The sequence below is a fragment of the Micromonospora sp. NPDC049048 genome, from assembly GCF_043197615.1.
Taxonomy (GTDB): domain Bacteria; phylum Actinomycetota; class Actinomycetes; order Mycobacteriales; family Micromonosporaceae; genus Micromonospora.
The window spans coordinates 73723-89082 of sequence record NZ_JBICTM010000001.1; the positions used below are offsets into that span (position 1 = coordinate 73723).

The following is a 15360-nucleotide window of genomic DNA, read 5'->3' on the forward strand; positions in this document are numbered from 1 at the left end:
GAACCTAACCCCATCCTCGCCGCGCCCTGGCAGCTCGCCGGGCTGACGATGAAGCGCCGGCTCACGATCCCCATATGCTGACTGCAATCATCGGTAGGGAAACGACTCACGTGCGGGACTGGGTAAACGTCGACAGGGTCGCCGTCATCGTTGCGATCATCGCCGTCATCGTGTCGGTCGCCTCGGTCCTCTACGGCCGCAGACAGGCGGACATCGCCGAAGGGGCTAAGCAAGAGGCTCGTCGGGCCGCTGACGCAGCGGAGCAGCAGGTAAAGATCGCTGACGCGGCGAAGGAAGAGGCCCGGCGGGCCGCCGATGCCGCGAGCGATGTGGCGAAGATGGAGGCCCGCCGAGACCATCTCGCCGGAGCAATCAAGGACATAGAGCTACTCAGGGTCGAGTCGCGCCAGCATCCGAACTTGCCGCATCGCAATCTGTTCGCGGTGTTCAGGAACAGCGGGCACCGTGTCTACCGCTACTCCATCCAGGTCGAGTACAACACCAACAGCCATAGCCCAGTGGGAACGGGGCGCATCCACGCGGGTGAGACCGTTGACGTGCACTTGCTGCGGGACGGCATCCGGTACGGCGGGATTGCGGCGTGGTTCGACGGCGAGTGTCCCTGTGATCAGCCGGACGGGGACCAGGGGCACTGGCGGAAGTTCTGGCGGGCACCCGATCCGGAAACTCCACGAGATGAGCCACCGAACCTCCATTAACAGTGTCGCGAACGATGACCCCTCGCTTGTAAGTTCTGGGCGCATCGTCTGGCCTCGTCCGCGCACGTCTCTGACGTCGGGCGTTAATCCGTTGCCCGCTGGCTTCGGCTCGCCCTGTTCGGCCCTGTTGCTGTCACCGTTGCTGTCGACAGCAACGGGGCCACCAGCGTTCGGCCTTCGCACGGACCCCCAGCTTGGAAATTGGATAGACCCAGACCGCGCACGTCAGCGACGGGTGCGGCCTCGGCGGACCGCCCAGACTCCCCCAGCGATGGCCGCTGCCGTTGGCAGAAGGCAGCACAGGGTGAGAACGACCAGGTGCCACGGCTTGAGTGCTGCCATGGCCGCGACGGTAATCGCTGTTGACTTACGCCGCTGCCCCAGCAGTGCCGCAGAGTCGGGTTCACGACGACGTAGCTCAGCGTCTTATTCGGTTGGTCAAGACCCGAGCTGTGCCGCGCCGAGGAGCTGCCGCCTTCGTCCCTAAGGAATAATCAGCCGCCGATGAGCTGGGCAAGCAGCCAGGGTGAGCTGTCGAAACAGTCCGCCGTCGCCCATGGGCGTCTGACACCTAGGGAAGGCGCAGCGGCGTCTCACTGCCGTCTTAGCTACACTCGGCCTCCATGACGACGATCTACGCAACCCGGGAGTGGAACGGCCACGGGAAGCAGAACTACTACTGGAACGAGTACCGGCTCGAAGGCGACACCGTCGTCAAGTACAAGTGCCACAGGCAGAAGTTCTTCGATGGCGATGAAAACACCTGGCAGGAGGACGAGACGGAGGTGGAGTCGTGGAGGGTGGACGATCCAAGCATTCCCGACTGGCTCAAGCAGTATCTCTGATCGCGCACCCTTAGTTCATGACGTCGCTCAGACGTTGAAGCGGAACTCCGAGCGGCTAAGCCGTCACCAGCGAGAACGGCGCTCGACGCCTACTCGCAGGGCCTCTCGTGCTGCCATTACTGATCAATCACTACCTGGCGACGTTTCACGCTGTCTTGTGCCCCCTGCGTACCCCAGACTGTCGCGCTTCGGCGAGGGCAAGAGTCAGATCGGCGACAAGCTACCTTGTCATCATCGGACATGATCGGCTGGTGATAAGACACCGCCCTAGCGCACTCGTGGTTGCGTCGGCTCCCTTCGCTGTCGGCTCTGGCACAGCTACCCTTCGTCACGAGTCAAGCTGCGGTCGTCTAGCACAACAGCCCGTTGCCCCGCATTTCATAGCGCCGAGGCTGGGACAGGAAGTCGATGGATGTTAAAGCTGCTGACCGGGATCAGCCATCCCCGATACCCTGGGCCTTGATTGCCCTGTTGGGCGTTGGGTTGATAGTCGCTCTTACAGTGACAGCGGTCGTCGTTCTCGGACCCGACGACCTGAACAACGACAAGAAACTTCGCCTTGACGCCTTCAAGCTCGTACTGACAGGAATTGCCGGCTATGGGGCGGCTGTTACCGTATGGCTCGCCCTCCGAAGGCAGCACCATTTCGAACACCATAGCTGGAACCAGCATGCGCTCGAACTGCGCAAGCAGGCTGCGGAAGACCTCAAAAGCCAATCGCGTCGAGCGCTCGATCTTTATTCAGCAGCGGCCGAACAGTTAGGGTCGGAACATGCCGCAGTTCGTTTGGCTGGGGCCTACACATTCGAGCGGCTGGCATCCGAGGAAGCCGCATACCGACAGACCGTAGTGGATGTGTTCTGCGCCTATCTCCGAATGGGCCGTGTATACGATCACGATACGGAGCACCAAGCCGAGCAGGAAGTTCGATCCTCAGTGCAATCCCTGTTGATCCGGCACCTACGGCCGCCAGGCTCCCCCTTGGCATGGGCAGACGTGCGCGTGAACCTGTCCGGCGCCACCCTGCGCGACTTCGACGCTTCAGGCACTTACTTTGCTGCCGCCACCTTTGAAGGTGCACAGTTCTTGGGAAGCGCGACATTCGATCGCACTACCTTCGCGGGCAAAGCAAGGTTTGCGAACTGCAATTTCGGCGGGAGAACCAGCTTCCGGCGCGCCCAATTCGACGGTGGGGCAGATTTCGAAAGTGCGGAGTTTCAGGGAATGGAGGCCGGCTTTACGGGCGCGATATTCTCCGGAACTGCGACTCAGTTCAGGCAGGCTAAGCTGCTGAGCGGTCAGGTGGTCTTCCGTGCCGTACGATTTTCTTCAGAAATGTCGACAAACTTTAGCAAGGCGCAATTCGGGCCGGCGCTGATTTTTAAACGGTCTAGGTTCTCAAGCCGCGTCACTTCGTTCAATCGAGCTGAGCTACCAGAGGGCGTCACGCCGTTCATGATGGCTAAATTCTCTGGGCCCATTGTCGTAGACGACACTGCTCGCTGGAATTCGGTCTTGAGGGGCGCTCATGTGCTCGGCGAGGTAAGAGGTAGCAACCCCACCTCCCAGAGAGAAGAAGACGATGAGCATAATCTCCAAATAAGCGATGATGAATCAGTAGACGAGGACGACTGGCGCTTCTCTGAGAATGAGTGATGCTCGGCACGCCATCTCTCAATACTCCTATGGACGTCAGGCGCCGCCGGCCGTCTCGCTGGCGGTGTCTGACCCCTTCGCCCCGAAAGAACCAGCACGGCTCACTAGCCTGCACTGACAGCAAGCGTGACCTGCGAGAACAGTGCAGGTACCTCCCCGCTCGTCCGCCATAGTCCGCACCCGTCGTCACTCATCTGGCCACCCAGGAGAGACCTCGTCACCACCTGCGGAGATTCCAGATATCCCGAACCGCCTGCCGGATGAGAGCTCCGACCTTCCGGATGTCGACGCTGCCTCTCGCTGCGCCGGAATAACGAGAGGTATCCCGCACCAGGAGAACCGCACCAATCCAGCCCACCATGATCCCCAGCACCATGGCGAAAAAGAGCAGCATCACGAGCGGCACAAGAACATTCGGCACAACGCCGAGCCGAGCGAGCACCATCAACACGAGCGTTACCGGAAAGAGCAGACCGAGGCGCATCCCTCTTACGAACAGACGGTATCGATACGACTCCACGATTCTGGACATACCGGGGCCATCCAAAAGGGCTCTCCATCCCGTTCCCAAGCGCTTGCAAACACGGTCGCACGCTGAGTCAACGGTTGTGCCATCCCGCCTGCCGCCGACCCGCCTATCAGGAGCGGGCCGCTGCCCGGTCCGCCACGTCAAGACGGCCTTGACGCACGTACGGACGCTGCCGGAACAGCCCGCGTCGGTGTCGGCTCTCGTGTCACGGACCGCGCCCCGGCGGACACCGCCACAGTGGCGCAGTTGACCCAACCTCGCCCGGCACGGACCCGGCTCCCGGGGGAGGGGTGGCCACCGGCGGCCACCCCTCCCCCTCCCAGATGAGCGGTTGATCTGACCTGAGTGGGTGTGGAGCCGGCTCCTGGACGACCGGCATGCCGTCGCGCGGACACCGCCCCCATGCTTGGGGCTTGCCGCGCGGACCCGGCACGCGCCCTCTCCTGCGCCGCGCTGCTCGGGCGCGGCGCGGCCGGCTGCCGGCGACGAACCTCCACCACTCCCACACCTGATCCGTCTGCGGCGGCCCCTCCGGGCTTTCCGCTGTCCGCGCCAGCCGCCGGGCGTGTTGCGTGGCCGGAGTCGGAGCGCCAGCGGAGCGACGGACGCGCGCCCAGGCGGCGGTGCGTGCGGCCCGTTCAGGGCCGCCTTGATAGACGTACAGAAAGTCCTCCCACGCCGGCCGGCGGCTGGCTGTCCTCCGGCGGCTGGCCCGTCCCGCTTCGTCGCTGCGGAGTCACGGCGGGTTGACGTGTCGGTACTCGGTGCTACTCTGGCCCTCGTCGAGCACGCCAGCCCGGCCTTCCCGCCGGATCGCTAAACTCGACTTCGGAGTTGCCGAGCGGCCTTCCTGCCGCTGATGCGGGTCGCGTCCCGCCGGCTCTCGATCGCACCGGCCGCTGCGTCGGCCCGAAATTCGCTGAACGGTCCAGCGCGGCCTTTCCGCCGTCCACGATGGCCCTCGGATTCGCGCACCTCGACGGGTGGGGATCGCCTGCGGCAACCGACCGGAAGCCGACGACCAGGCACCCCACCCGTCTCGGCAGGATCCAAGGTCCAGCAAACGGAAGGACCCAGCTCACCGGCGGTCCGACGCCAATGCTCTGTGCCCGCCCTCCGGCGTGAGCCGCCCTCGCTGGCGGTGCCAGGAGACACCACGAACACCACCGACGGATACCCGCTCCGGCGTCCGGTGGCAGTTCGTCGCCCGTCCCTGCCACCCCTGTTGAGGAGAATCCGTGTCCGCCCTGCCCACCATCGCCGCCGGGCGTGACGCCCAGGCCCTGTACCGCGCCGCCACGCCGGACTTCTTCGGCTGGCTGGAGCACACCCGTGCCGCCGCTGGCTGAGCCCGTCCGATCCGCCTGACCGGGACCCTGACCACTGTCGAACCCGGCACCGGCCGCGTCGTGGAACAGCGGCACACTGACGGATTGCCTGACCGGACGCTGTACAAGGCGTGCGGCAACCGCCGTGCTGCCCAGTGCCCCGACTGCGCCTGGGTCTACGCCGGCGACGCTTTCCAGGTCGTCCGCTGCGGCCTGACTGGCGGTAAGACCGTTCCCGCCGCCGTCGCCCGGCACCCGGTCGTCTTTGCCACCTTCACCGCACCGTCCTTCGGCCCTGTCCACCAACGGCACATCCCCCGCCACACCTGCGCCGACCGGCGGCGATGTGACTGCCGCCCGGCGCCCTGCCACGCCCGCCGTACCGCCGGCACCTGCCCGCACGGGCAGCCCGCGGCCTGCTTCGCCCGCCACGATGCCGATGATCCGCAGCTCGGTCGACCGCTGTGCCTGGACTGCTACGACCACGATCACCAGGTCATCTGGAACGCCTTCTCCGGCGAACTGTGGCGGCGCACCAAGCAGGCCGTCGAACGCCACCTCACCGCCCAGTGCCGCCGACGCGGCATCGGTCACGTCCAGGTCGTCACCGACTCCGGAAGGATTCGCCGGGTGCCGCCGGTGCGGGTGTCGCACGGGAAGGTCGCCGAGATGCAGCGCCGGGGTGCGGTGCACTTCCACGTCCTCGTCCGCCTCGACGGCGTCGACCCGCACGACCGGCACGCCCTGGTCCCGCCACCGGCCGGCATCACTGCCGACGACCTCGACGCCGCCGTGCACGCCGCCGCCCGGCAGATCACCGTCACCACCCCCGCGCACCCCGACCGGCCGCACGGCTGGTCGATCGCCTGGGGTGAGCAGGTCGACGTACGGCGCATCGGCACCGGCGACGGGGACGTGACCGACGGGAAGGTGGCCGCCTACCTGGCCAAGTACGCCACCAAGTCCACCGAGGCCACCGGCCACTGCTCCACCCGCCTCACCCCGGACACCGTCGACGCATACGCCGACCCCGAAGGCGACCACCTCGCCCGGCTCATCGACGCCTGCTGGCGACTCGGCCGCCCCACCCACACCCGGAGCAGCAACACCGCCACCCCGACCGGCGGGCGTCAAGGCGACCTTGACAGCAAACCGAACCCCTACGCGGGGCTGCGCCGCTGGGCGCACATGCTCGGCTACGGCGGCCACTTCCTCACCAAGGCCCGCCGCTACTCGATCACCTTCGGGCTGCTCCGCGACACCCGCGCCACCTACCGCCGCACCGAGCGCGACGACACCGCCGACACGATCACCATCGGCACCCTGGCCTTTGTCGGCTCCGGCTGGCTCACCAACGGAGACGCCCTACTCGCCAACACCGCCGCCGCCCAACACCGCGAACGCCAACGCATCGGCCGGGAAGAACTCGCCCATCAGGCGTGGTCGGGGGTGGCGGCTTGACCCGGAACCTCACCCCGCGCTGGTACTCGCCCGCCGAGGTCGCCGTCTTGCTCGGCTTTGGCCTGTCCAAGGTCAAGATGAAGATCGCCACCGGCGAACTGCGCTCCATCAAGGACGGCAAGTACCGCCGCATCCTCCCCGGATGGGTCGACGACTACATCCGTGAGCAGGTCGAGCGGCAGGAGGCGGCCTGATGCCCGGACGCGCACGCGCCAACGGCGAAGGCTCGATCTTCCCGTACCGCAACGGCTTCGCCGCGTACGTCTGGGTCACCAAGCCCGACGGCAAACGCACCCGCAAGTATGTCTACGGACAGACCCGCGAGGTCGTCCACGACAAGTGGATCAAGCTGCACCAGCAGGCCAAGGCCGGGCCGGTCGCCACCCGGGTTCCGACCCTCGGCGACTACCTGACCTACTGGCACTGCGAGGTCGTGCGGCCCAACCTCGCGCCGCTGACCTGTGCCACGTACGAGACGATCCTCCGGCTGTACGTGATCCCCGGCCTCGGTGGGAAGCGGCTCGACCGCCTCCAGGTGCGCGACGTACAGACCTGGGTCAACGAGGTAGCCCGCACCTGCCAGTGCTGCGCCCAGGGCAAGGACGCCCGCCGCCCGGAACTCAGGCGGCGCTGTTGCGCGCTCGGCCGGTGCTGTGGTGACACGCCGTCCGCCCGCACCGTCAAGGACATCCGGGGTGTGCTGCGCTCGGCGCTCAACCATGCCGCCACCGAGGAACTGGTCACCCGCAACGCCGCCGCCTTGGTCAAGCTCCCACCGGTCCGCCGCCGTAGGGGCCGGGCCTGGACCAGTGACGAGGCGCGCCGCTTCCTGGAGTCCGCGCGGGCCGACCGTGATCCGTTGTACGCCGCGTACGTGCTGATCCTGGTGCTCGGCCTGCGTAAGGGCGAGGTGCTCGGCCTCACCGAGGACGCCGTCGACCTGGCGGCGGGGGAGTTGTCGATCGGCTGGCAGTTGCAACGGGTCGGCGGCCAACTGCTGCACCGCGAGACCAAGACGCAGACCTCGGACACCACACTCCCACTGCCGGACATTTGCGCGACGGCGCTCGACCTCCGTCACACGGCGAAGAAGAACGACCGTGATCAGGCGGGCATTGCCTGGCAGGGCTCCCGGCTGCTGTTCACCACCCGCTACGGAACGCCTGTCGAGCCGCGCAACTTCAACCGTTCCTGGGACGTGCGCTGCGCCCGTGCCGGGGTCCGGAAGATCACCGTGCACGACGCCCGGCGTACCTGCGCGACTCGGCTCGTCGACCTGGACGTGCACCCGCGCGTCATCATGCAGGTGCTCCGGCACGCGGAGGTGTCGGTGACGATGGAGATCTACTCGCAGGCGTCCTCGGACGCCACCCGCGACGCCCTCAAGCGCCTGGGGGAGAGCCTGCGGTGACCGCCGCTGCTGTACTCAACTGCTGTACGAATGCATCAGGGGCCACCCTCATCGATGGAGAGTGGCCCCTGACCTCGGTCGGGGTGGCCGGATTCGAACCGACGACCTCTTCGTCCCGAACGAAGCGCGCTACCAAGCTGCGCCACACCCCGAGGCGTGCCGACAAATAGTAGCCCACCCTGCTCGGGGGTCAAACTCGGTACCCCCACCGCTGGTGCGAGCCCTGCCTGGGTCACGCGAGACCCGTCGGCACCGGGCGCAGCGGCGCCTGATGTCGTAAACGATTCAGCTCGACAGGGCGAACAACGCCCACGCCCGACCTGACGCCGCACGCTCTCGCCGGCAGCCCGCGATCCCAGCCGCCGAGCCTGCCTCACGCAGGCCCCCGACCCGGGCACCGCCGGCCCGGCCCAACCGGCCCGGCCCAACCGAACCGGGCGCCGAGGCCCGCCCGGCCCAGCAACCGGCCGCAAACCAGGCCGCCGGACACGCAGGCGCCCGGCGGCCCGGCAGACCGCAGCCGTACGGGTCAGCGGGGGATCAGGGTGAGCACGCTCGCCTCCGGCGGGCAGGCGAAGCGGACCGGCGCGGTCGGGTGGGTGCCGAGCCCGGCGGAGACGTGCAGCCACGAGTCGGAGCCGGGCCAGCGGTGCAGGCCGCGCGCCATGGAGCGGGGCAGGCCGCAGTTGGTGACCAGCGCGCCGACCCCCGGTACGCAGACCTGGCCGCCGTGGGTGTGCCCGGCGAGCAGCAGCCCGAAGCCGTCGGCGGCCATCCGGTCGAGGACGGCCGGCTCGGGGGAGTGGGTGAGCGCGATCGACAGGTCGGCGGCGGGCGGCACCGGCCCGGCCACCGAGTCGTAGTCGTCCCGTTCGACGTGCGGGTCGTCCACGCCGAGCAGCTCGACGGCCCGGCCGCCGGCCTTGACGGTGGTGCGGGCGTTGTTCAGGTCCGCCCAGCCGGCGCTGACGAGGATGTCGCGCAGCTCCTCGTGCGGCAGCTCGACGCCCTCCGTGTACTCCCGGTCGGGCAGGAAGTAGGTGAACGGGTTCTTCCAGACCGGCCCGGTGTAGTCGTTGGAGCCGAAGACGAAGGCTCCCGGGTAGTCGAGCAGCGGCTGGAGGGCGCGCAGCACGCCGGGCACGGCGTCGGGGTGCGCCATGTTGTCCCCGGTGACCACGACCAGGTCGGGGTCGAGCGCGGCCAGCGACGCCACCCAGCGCTGCTTGCGACCCTGGTCGGGCATCATGTGCAGGTCCGACAGGTGCAGGACCCGCAGCGGCTCCGCGTTGGCCGGCAGCACCGGCACGTCGTACCGCCGCAGGGTGAACATGTTGCGCTCGACGAGTGACGCGTACGCCAGGGTCGCCGCGCCGAGGGCGGCGGTCCCGGCCGCGAGCCGGAATAGTGTGCGCTTTCGCATGCCGTTCAGGGTAGTTTCACCGTCCATGAGCACGCTGAAGGACCGTCTGACCGCCGACATGCGCGCCGCCCTGAAGGCGCGCGACGAGCTGACCACCTCGACGCTGCGGATGGCGCTGGCCGCCGTCGGCACCGCCGAGGTCGCCGGCAAGGCCAAGCGCGAGCTCACCGACGACGAGGTGCTCGCGGTGCTGACCAGGGAGGCGAAGAAGCGCCGGGAGGCCGCCACCGCCTTCGGCGACGCCGGCCGCACCGAGCAGGCCGCGAAGGAGGTCGCCGAGGGTGAGGTGCTGGAGCGCTACCTGCCGAAGCAGCTCTCCGACGGCGAGCTGACCGAGCTGGTCGCGGGGGCGCTCGCCGCGGGCGGCTTCACCGGCAAGGCGCAGATGGGCCCGGCCATGAAGGCGGCCCAGGCGGCGGTGGCCGGCCGGGCCGAGGGGGGCCGGGTCGCCGCGGAGGTACGCCGACAGCTCGGCCTCTGACCCGGAGCACACCGACCCGCGTACGCGAAACGGGCGGGCACCCCGCGAAGGGTGCCCGCCCGTGGCGTTTTCGTACGGCCGGCTCAGCCGCCGGGGCGACCCGGCGGTCGGCCGGGAGTGCCCGGCCTGGTGTTGTCGGGCGGGGTGCCCGAGCCGGGGGTGGCGCCGCCGCCGGCGCTGATCTGGATGGTCACCACGCCGCCCTTGATGGTGCGGCCGTCGGGACTGGTGCCGGCGGCCTTGCCGGCCGGGCAGCTCGACGGGACCTTGACGTCGGAGATGACCGCGTCGAAGCCCTCCGCCTCGATCCGGGACTTCGCCTGCTGCGGGTCCAGGCACTTCACGTCGGGGATGCGGCGCTGGTCGCCCTCACGGATCTTCTGGCCCGGGGGCTCGAAGTTGATCCGCTTCTTGCCCTTCATGGCGTCGCGCAGCGTCTCGTAGACCGGCGGGTTGATGCCGTCCTTCTGGTTGTGCTTCATCTTGACGTTGGTCTGCGGCCAGTCCGGGTCGGCCATGATGCCGGCCACCGCGTACTGCTTGGTCATCGCGACCAGGGAGGCGGTCTTCTCCGAGTCGGTGGTGCCGGACTTGCCGGCCACCGGCGCGTTGACGATGCCCCGGACGTTCGCGGCCGTACGGCTGCCGCCGCACTTGCTGGTGGAGGAGTTGTCACCGACCGGGCAGCGGGCGGCGTCGACGGCGGCGCGGGCCACCTCGGTGCTGACCCGCTTCTCGCAGCGCGGGTTGGCGACGTCGAGCTTCTTGCCCTCCGGGTCCTTGATCGTCTGCACCGGGATGGGCTCGCAGTACTTGCCGTCCGCCGCGAGGGTGGCGTAGGCGTTGGCCAGCTCCAGCGGAGTGGTCTGCGAGACACCGAGGGTGAAGGCGCCCCACTGGTGCGCGGCCTCCTTGGTGCCGCTCAACCGGAGATCCTCGGTGGTGCGGAACTGGATGCCGAGCCGCTTGGCCACGTCGACCACGTTCTCCGCGCCGACCTGCTGCTGGAGCGGCACGAAGTACGTGTTGATTGACTGGGCGAAGGCGCTCCACATGTTCTGCACGCCGCCGGCCTTCTTGCCGGAGTTGGTCGGGCAGTACAGGTTGGTGCCGGGGCAGGCGGCGGGCCCGGGCTGGATCTTGTATTCCGACCGGAACTGCTGCGGCGCGTTGATCGTGTAGCCGAGCGGGATGCCCTTCTCCAGCGCGGCCACGATGGTGAAGATCTTGAAGGTCGAGCCGGCCTGGTAGCCCGTGAGGCCGTCGCCGCCGGTGAGCAGCGGGTTCACCGTGTTCGGGTAGTTGCCGAGCTTGTCCTTCTTGCGCTGCTTGGGGTCACTGTGCGGCTTGTTGGCCGGCTTGTTCGGGTCGTCGAGCTTGAAGTTGCGGTTCACCGCCAGCGCCCGCACGTAGCCGGTGCCCGGCTCGACCACCGCCACCATGGCGGCTTCCTTGCTCTTCTCCGACTTCGCCCTGCGGACGGCCTTGTCGGCGGCCCGCTGGGCCTGCGGGTCCAGCGTGGTGACGACGGTGTAGCCGCCGCTCTTCAGCCGCCGCTCCCGGTCGTACGAGGTCGAGCCGAACGTCTCCTGCCCCATCCACCAGCGGTAGAAGTAGTCGCAGAAGAAGCCCCAGCCCTTCTCGTTGGTCGAGACGCAGCCGTTGGGGGCCCGCTTGCCGGTGACCTTGAGCTGGACGGCCTTCGCCGCGTCCGCCTCCTGGCGGGTGATGGCACCGGTCTCGACCATGTTCTCGATGACGTAGTCGCGCCGGGCGACCGCCGCCTTGTAGCCGCTCTTGGTGGTCGGATCGTTGGTGCTCGGCGCCTTGACCATGCCGGCGAGCATGGCCGCTTCCTCGATCTTCAACTTGCTCGGCGGCTTGTTGAAGTAGACCTGGCTGGCGGCGTAGATGCCGTACGCGCCGTTGCCGAACGCGGCGATGTTCAGGTAGCGCTCCAGGATCTCGTCCTTGGAGAGCTCCTTGTCGATCTGGAGGGCGTAGCGCATCTCGCGCAGCTTGCGGGCGCTGGTGTCCTCGGTGGCCGCCACGACGTCCGCCGGGTGGCTCGCCGAGTAGGCGATGGCGAGGCGGACGTACTGCATGGTCAGCGTCGAGGCGCCCTGCTGGCTGGACGCGTTGGACTGGTTGTTGACGAAGGCCCGGGCGATGCCGTTGAGGTCTACGCCATTGTGCTTGTAGAAGTCGTGGTCCTCGGCGGCGATGATCGCCTTCTGCATGATGGGCGCGATGTCGGCCAGCTTCACGTCACGACGGTTCTCGTCGTACATGGTCGCCAGCGGGGTCTTGCCGTCGGCGGCGAGCAGGTAGCTGATCTGCGGCGCGCGGGCCACCGTCAGCTCCTTGGGTAGTGCGCCGAAGGTCTCGGCGCCCGCCTTCGCGGCAAGCCCGGACATCGCCACCGCGGGGAAGGCCGCCGCCGCGACCACCACGCCGGCCAACAGGCCACATATGAGTAGCGATGCGGCGTTGGTCAGCACATTGTGGTCACGTTTCCGCATCCAGGTCACCTCGACAGGGTACGCGAGTAGGGAACGAGGGGCGCTGGGGCGTTCTTTCCCCATTTCCTGCGCGCGCCGACCTCGTTGTGCTAAACGCATGACCCCCGGTAGGTGGTTGCGTGGATCCGGCGCCGAGTCTCCCTCCTGCCGGAGGGGGTCCGCAGCGTTTTCACGGACTCCGACGGGGTAACCGGCGGTCGCGAGGCCCGGGAAGCCGGGAGTGTCCGGAATGATGGATTTCGCCGACAACGTTGCGTAATCAGTCGACTACAGAGCATGATGGTGGCGGCGACAGCGCCACATGTCGTCCGTGCCGCCTTGGGGAAGGCGGGCCGGGCGCTCGGGGGGATTTGCCGGCTGGTCCGCGACGGGGTCGGTAGGTACTGCAAGGGGGGACGTGTACAGATGGGCATGATCACTGACTGGCCGTCGCTGGCGGCGTGTCAGAACGGCGACCCGGACGCGTTGTTCGTACAGGGCGCCGAACAGAACGTGGCGAAGCGGATCTGCCGGAGCTGCCCAGTTCGGTACGAGTGCCTGGCCGACGCGCTGGACAACCGGATCGAGTTCGGCGTGTGGGGCGGCATGACCGAACGCGAACGCCGCGCGCTCCTGCGCCGTCACCCGCAGGTGGCGAGCTGGCGCAAGATGTTCGAGGCCGCGATGAAGAAGAACGCCAAGGACAAGACCGGCAAGGACAAGATCCTCGTCACCACCGCCGGCTGAGCGGCGGCGTCGGAAGGTCCTGACCTGCTGCCAGCCGGGCGCAGGCGGCCGTCACGGCCGGCTGATCGCCGTACCGATCGTCCGCAGCCCGTCGACGTCGTGCACGTCGGCGGGCTGCGCCGTGACCGACACGGCCGGCACCGCCGGGAACGCCTCGGTGAACCGGGCCGCCACCTGCCGCTCGCGTACCGCCTGCTGGGCCAGCGCGGCGTGGGCCCGCAGCACGTCGACGGTGCCCTCGTGCCCGCCGAGGTCGGCCAGCCGCTCCGCGGCGGCCAGGCTCTCCGCCGCGTCGAGGCCGGGCACTGCCGAGCGGTGCACCCGGTTGAGCACCAGGCCCGCCAGCGGCATCTTCTCCTCGCGCAGCCGGCCCGCGAAGTAGGCGGCCTCCCGGACCGCGTCCGGCTCGGGCGCCGCGACCAGCAGGAACGCCGTCTCCCGCGCCTGGAGGATGCGGTACGTCTGCTCGGCGCGCTGGCGGAAGCCGCCGAACATCGAATCCAGGGCGGCGACGAAACCGGAGAGGTCGGTCAGCAGTTGTGCCCCGAGCACCTTCTGCACGACCTTGGAGAACATTCCGAACGAGGCCGTGACCAGGCTGAACATGCTCCGACCGCCGGTCCGCGCCGGGGCCAGCAGCAGCCGCAGCATCCGCCCGTCGAGGAAGCGGGACAGGCGGGCCGGGGCGTCCAGGAAGTCCAGCGCCGAGCGGGACGGCGGGGTGTCCACCACGATCAGGTCCCACTCGCCCCGGGCGTGCAACTGGCCCAGCTTCTCCATCGCCATGTATTCCTGCGTGCCGGCGAAGGTCGAACTCATGGCCTGGTAGAACGGGTTGGCGAAGATCTCCGCCGCCTTCGCCGGATCGGTGTGCTGGAGCACCACGTCGTCGAAGGTGCGCTTCATGTCGAGCATCATGGCGTGCAGCTCGCCGCCGCTGGCCTCGACGTCGATGCCCTTGACCTGGCGCGGGGTGTTGTCCAGCTCGGTCAGCCCCAGCGACTGGGCCAGCCGGCGGGCCGGGTCGATGGTGAGCACCACCGTGCGCCGGCCGTGCCGCTCCGCGGCGCGCAGCGCGAGCGCGGCGGCCGTGGTCGTCTTCCCCACCCCACCCGCTCCGCAGCACACCACGATCCGGACGCCCGGATCGGCGAGGATCTGGTCGACGTCCAGTTGCGGCGCCGCGTCTTCGGAAGGCACCAATCGAGCGTATCGGGCCGGTTCGCTCCGCGCGCCGTGCCGGTGACAGGTGTGAGTCAATCGGCCCGGACGAGGGCCTCGGCGAGCCGGTCCAGGCCGGCCCGGTCCACGCCGTCGGGCAACAGCGGCAACTCCGTCATCGGCAGCCCCAGCTCCACCAGGTCGGTCCGGAGCGAATCCTCCAGCTCACGGCGTACGGCCTGGTCGCGTGCCTCGGCGGCCAGCCCGGCGACGGTGTCCCGATCGGCCGGCAGCCCGGCGGCGCGCAGCCCCCGCTCCAACTCGGCGGCGGCCACCACCCGTCCCGCGGGCAGCGGCGGCCGGGCGCCGTTGACGATCACCCGCCCCACCGGGAAGCCGAGCTGGGTCAGCTCGGCGATCGCGTCGACCGTCTCCTGGACCGGCATCTCCTCCAGCAGGGTGACGACGTGCACGGCGGTGATCGGGGAGCGCAGCAGGGCGGCGACGCCCTCGCTCTGGGTCTTGATCGGGCCCACCTTGGCCAGCCGGGCCGTCTCGGCCGTGACGTTCAGGAACCGGCCGATCCGCCCGGTGGGCGGCGCGTCCAGCACCACGGCGTCGTACGCGCGCCGCTGCCCGTCGGTGCGGGTGGTGGCCTCCTTCACCTTGCCGGTGAGCAGGACGTCCCGCAGGCCCGGGGCGATGGTGGTGGCGAAGTCGATCGCCCCGAGCTTGCGCAGCGCCCGGCCGGCCGCGCCGAGCTTGTAGAACATGTCGAGGTACTCCAGCAGGGCCTCCTCGGCGTCCACCGCCAGGGCCCGCACCTCCCCGCCGCCCGGCGCGTCCGTCAGGTGCCGCTCCTCGTACGGCAGCGGATCGGCGCCGAAGAGCTGGGCGACGCCCTGCCGCCCCTCGACCTCGACCAGCAGCGTGCGCCGGCCGCCGGCGGCCAGCGCCAGGGCCAGCGCCGCCGCGACGCTGGTCTTGCCGGTGCCTCCCTTGCCGGTCACGACGTGGAGGCGGGCCGGCCACTTCGTGCCGGCCGGATCGGCCGGCGACTCTGCTGCACGCACCCGTCGAGCCTATCCAGGCCGCCGG

Annotated in this window: 12 protein-coding genes, 1 tRNA gene and 1 pseudogene; 8 read left to right on the forward strand and 6 right to left on the reverse strand. The window is 68.9% G+C overall.

Going from position 1 to position 15360, the window contains the following annotated elements:
- Window positions 1-74 precede the first annotated feature (74 nt).
- The 3 genes from ACGFIG_RS00360 (at window position 75) to ACGFIG_RS00370 (ending at window position 3220) form a co-directional block, all read left to right on the forward strand.
- Window positions 75-719 (forward strand): hypothetical protein, encoded by a 645-nt coding sequence (locus ACGFIG_RS00360; protein WP_392997915.1) that lies wholly within the window; start codon window positions 75-77, stop codon window positions 717-719.
- 623 nt (window positions 720-1342) lie between these two features.
- Window positions 1343-1564 carry a hypothetical protein gene (locus ACGFIG_RS00365; RefSeq protein WP_392997916.1) on the forward strand — a complete coding sequence of 74 codons (222 nt, stop codon included), beginning with the start codon at window positions 1343-1345 and terminating at the stop codon, window positions 1562-1564.
- Window positions 1565-1972: 408 nt separating this feature from the next.
- Window positions 1973-3220, forward strand: coding sequence for a pentapeptide repeat-containing protein (locus ACGFIG_RS00370; protein WP_392997917.1), 1248 nt, complete (start codon window positions 1973-1975; stop codon window positions 3218-3220).
- 217 nt (window positions 3221-3437) lie between these two features.
- Here ACGFIG_RS00370 and ACGFIG_RS00375 read toward each other — a convergent pair whose 3' ends face one another.
- Complete coding sequence (locus ACGFIG_RS00375) at window positions 3438-3752, reverse strand: hypothetical protein (RefSeq protein WP_392997918.1); 315 nt, start codon at window positions 3750-3752, stop codon at window positions 3438-3440.
- 1244 nt (window positions 3753-4996) lie between these two features.
- On the opposite strand from ACGFIG_RS00375, the pseudogene ACGFIG_RS00380 reads away from it, so the two are divergent.
- The 3 genes and pseudogenes from ACGFIG_RS00380 (at window position 4997) to ACGFIG_RS00390 (ending at window position 7949) form a co-directional block, all read left to right on the forward strand.
- Window positions 4997-6538 (forward strand): annotated as a pseudogene (locus tag ACGFIG_RS00380) (replication initiator).
- On the forward strand, window positions 6535-6732 hold the full coding sequence (locus tag ACGFIG_RS00385) for an excisionase family DNA-binding protein (protein WP_392997919.1): 198 nt from the start codon (window positions 6535-6537) through the stop codon (window positions 6730-6732). The pseudogene ACGFIG_RS00380 and the gene ACGFIG_RS00385 overlap by 4 nt, the downstream one beginning before the upstream one ends.
- Entirely contained in the window at window positions 6732-7949 is a 1218-nt protein-coding gene (locus tag ACGFIG_RS00390) for a tyrosine-type recombinase/integrase (RefSeq protein WP_392997920.1), read from the forward strand. The genes ACGFIG_RS00385 and ACGFIG_RS00390 overlap by 1 nt, the downstream gene beginning before the upstream one ends.
- Before the next feature lie 78 nt (window positions 7950-8027).
- On the opposite strand, the gene ACGFIG_RS00395 is transcribed toward ACGFIG_RS00390, so the two are convergent.
- A tRNA-Pro gene (locus ACGFIG_RS00395) sits at window positions 8028-8101 on the reverse strand.
- 377 nt (window positions 8102-8478) lie between these two features.
- Window positions 8479-9372 (reverse strand): metallophosphoesterase, encoded by an 894-nt coding sequence (locus ACGFIG_RS00400; protein WP_392997921.1) that lies wholly within the window; start codon window positions 9370-9372, stop codon window positions 8479-8481.
- Between the two features lie 25 nt (window positions 9373-9397).
- Here ACGFIG_RS00400 and ACGFIG_RS00405 point away from each other — a divergent pair, with 25 nt between their 5' ends.
- On the forward strand, window positions 9398-9853 hold the full coding sequence (locus tag ACGFIG_RS00405; protein WP_392997922.1) for a GatB/YqeY domain-containing protein: 456 nt from the start codon (window positions 9398-9400) through the stop codon (window positions 9851-9853).
- An 83-nt stretch (window positions 9854-9936) separates the two neighbouring features.
- Here the strand turns inward: ACGFIG_RS00405 and ACGFIG_RS00410 are convergent, their stop codons facing one another.
- On the reverse strand, window positions 9937-12375 hold the full coding sequence (locus tag ACGFIG_RS00410) for a penicillin-binding protein (protein ID WP_392997923.1): 2439 nt from the start codon (window positions 12373-12375) through the stop codon (window positions 9937-9939).
- Between the two features lie 405 nt (window positions 12376-12780).
- Between ACGFIG_RS00410 and ACGFIG_RS00415 the strand changes: the two genes are divergently transcribed.
- Complete coding sequence (locus ACGFIG_RS00415) at window positions 12781-13101, forward strand: WhiB family transcriptional regulator (RefSeq protein WP_132238543.1); 321 nt, start codon at window positions 12781-12783, stop codon at window positions 13099-13101.
- A gap of 51 nt (window positions 13102-13152) precedes the next feature.
- Here the strand turns inward: ACGFIG_RS00415 and ACGFIG_RS00420 are convergent, their stop codons facing one another.
- Both ACGFIG_RS00420 and ACGFIG_RS00425 read right to left on the reverse strand, forming a co-directional pair.
- The gene (locus tag ACGFIG_RS00420) at window positions 13153-14304 is read right to left on the reverse strand and encodes an ArsA family ATPase (RefSeq protein ID WP_392997924.1); all 1152 of its coding nucleotides are present in this window, start codon (window positions 14302-14304) and stop codon (window positions 13153-13155) included.
- 53 nt (window positions 14305-14357) lie between these two features.
- On the reverse strand, window positions 14358-15335 hold the full coding sequence (locus ACGFIG_RS00425) for an ArsA family ATPase (protein ID WP_392997925.1): 978 nt from the start codon (window positions 15333-15335) through the stop codon (window positions 14358-14360).
- Window positions 15336-15360: the final 25 nt, after the last annotated feature.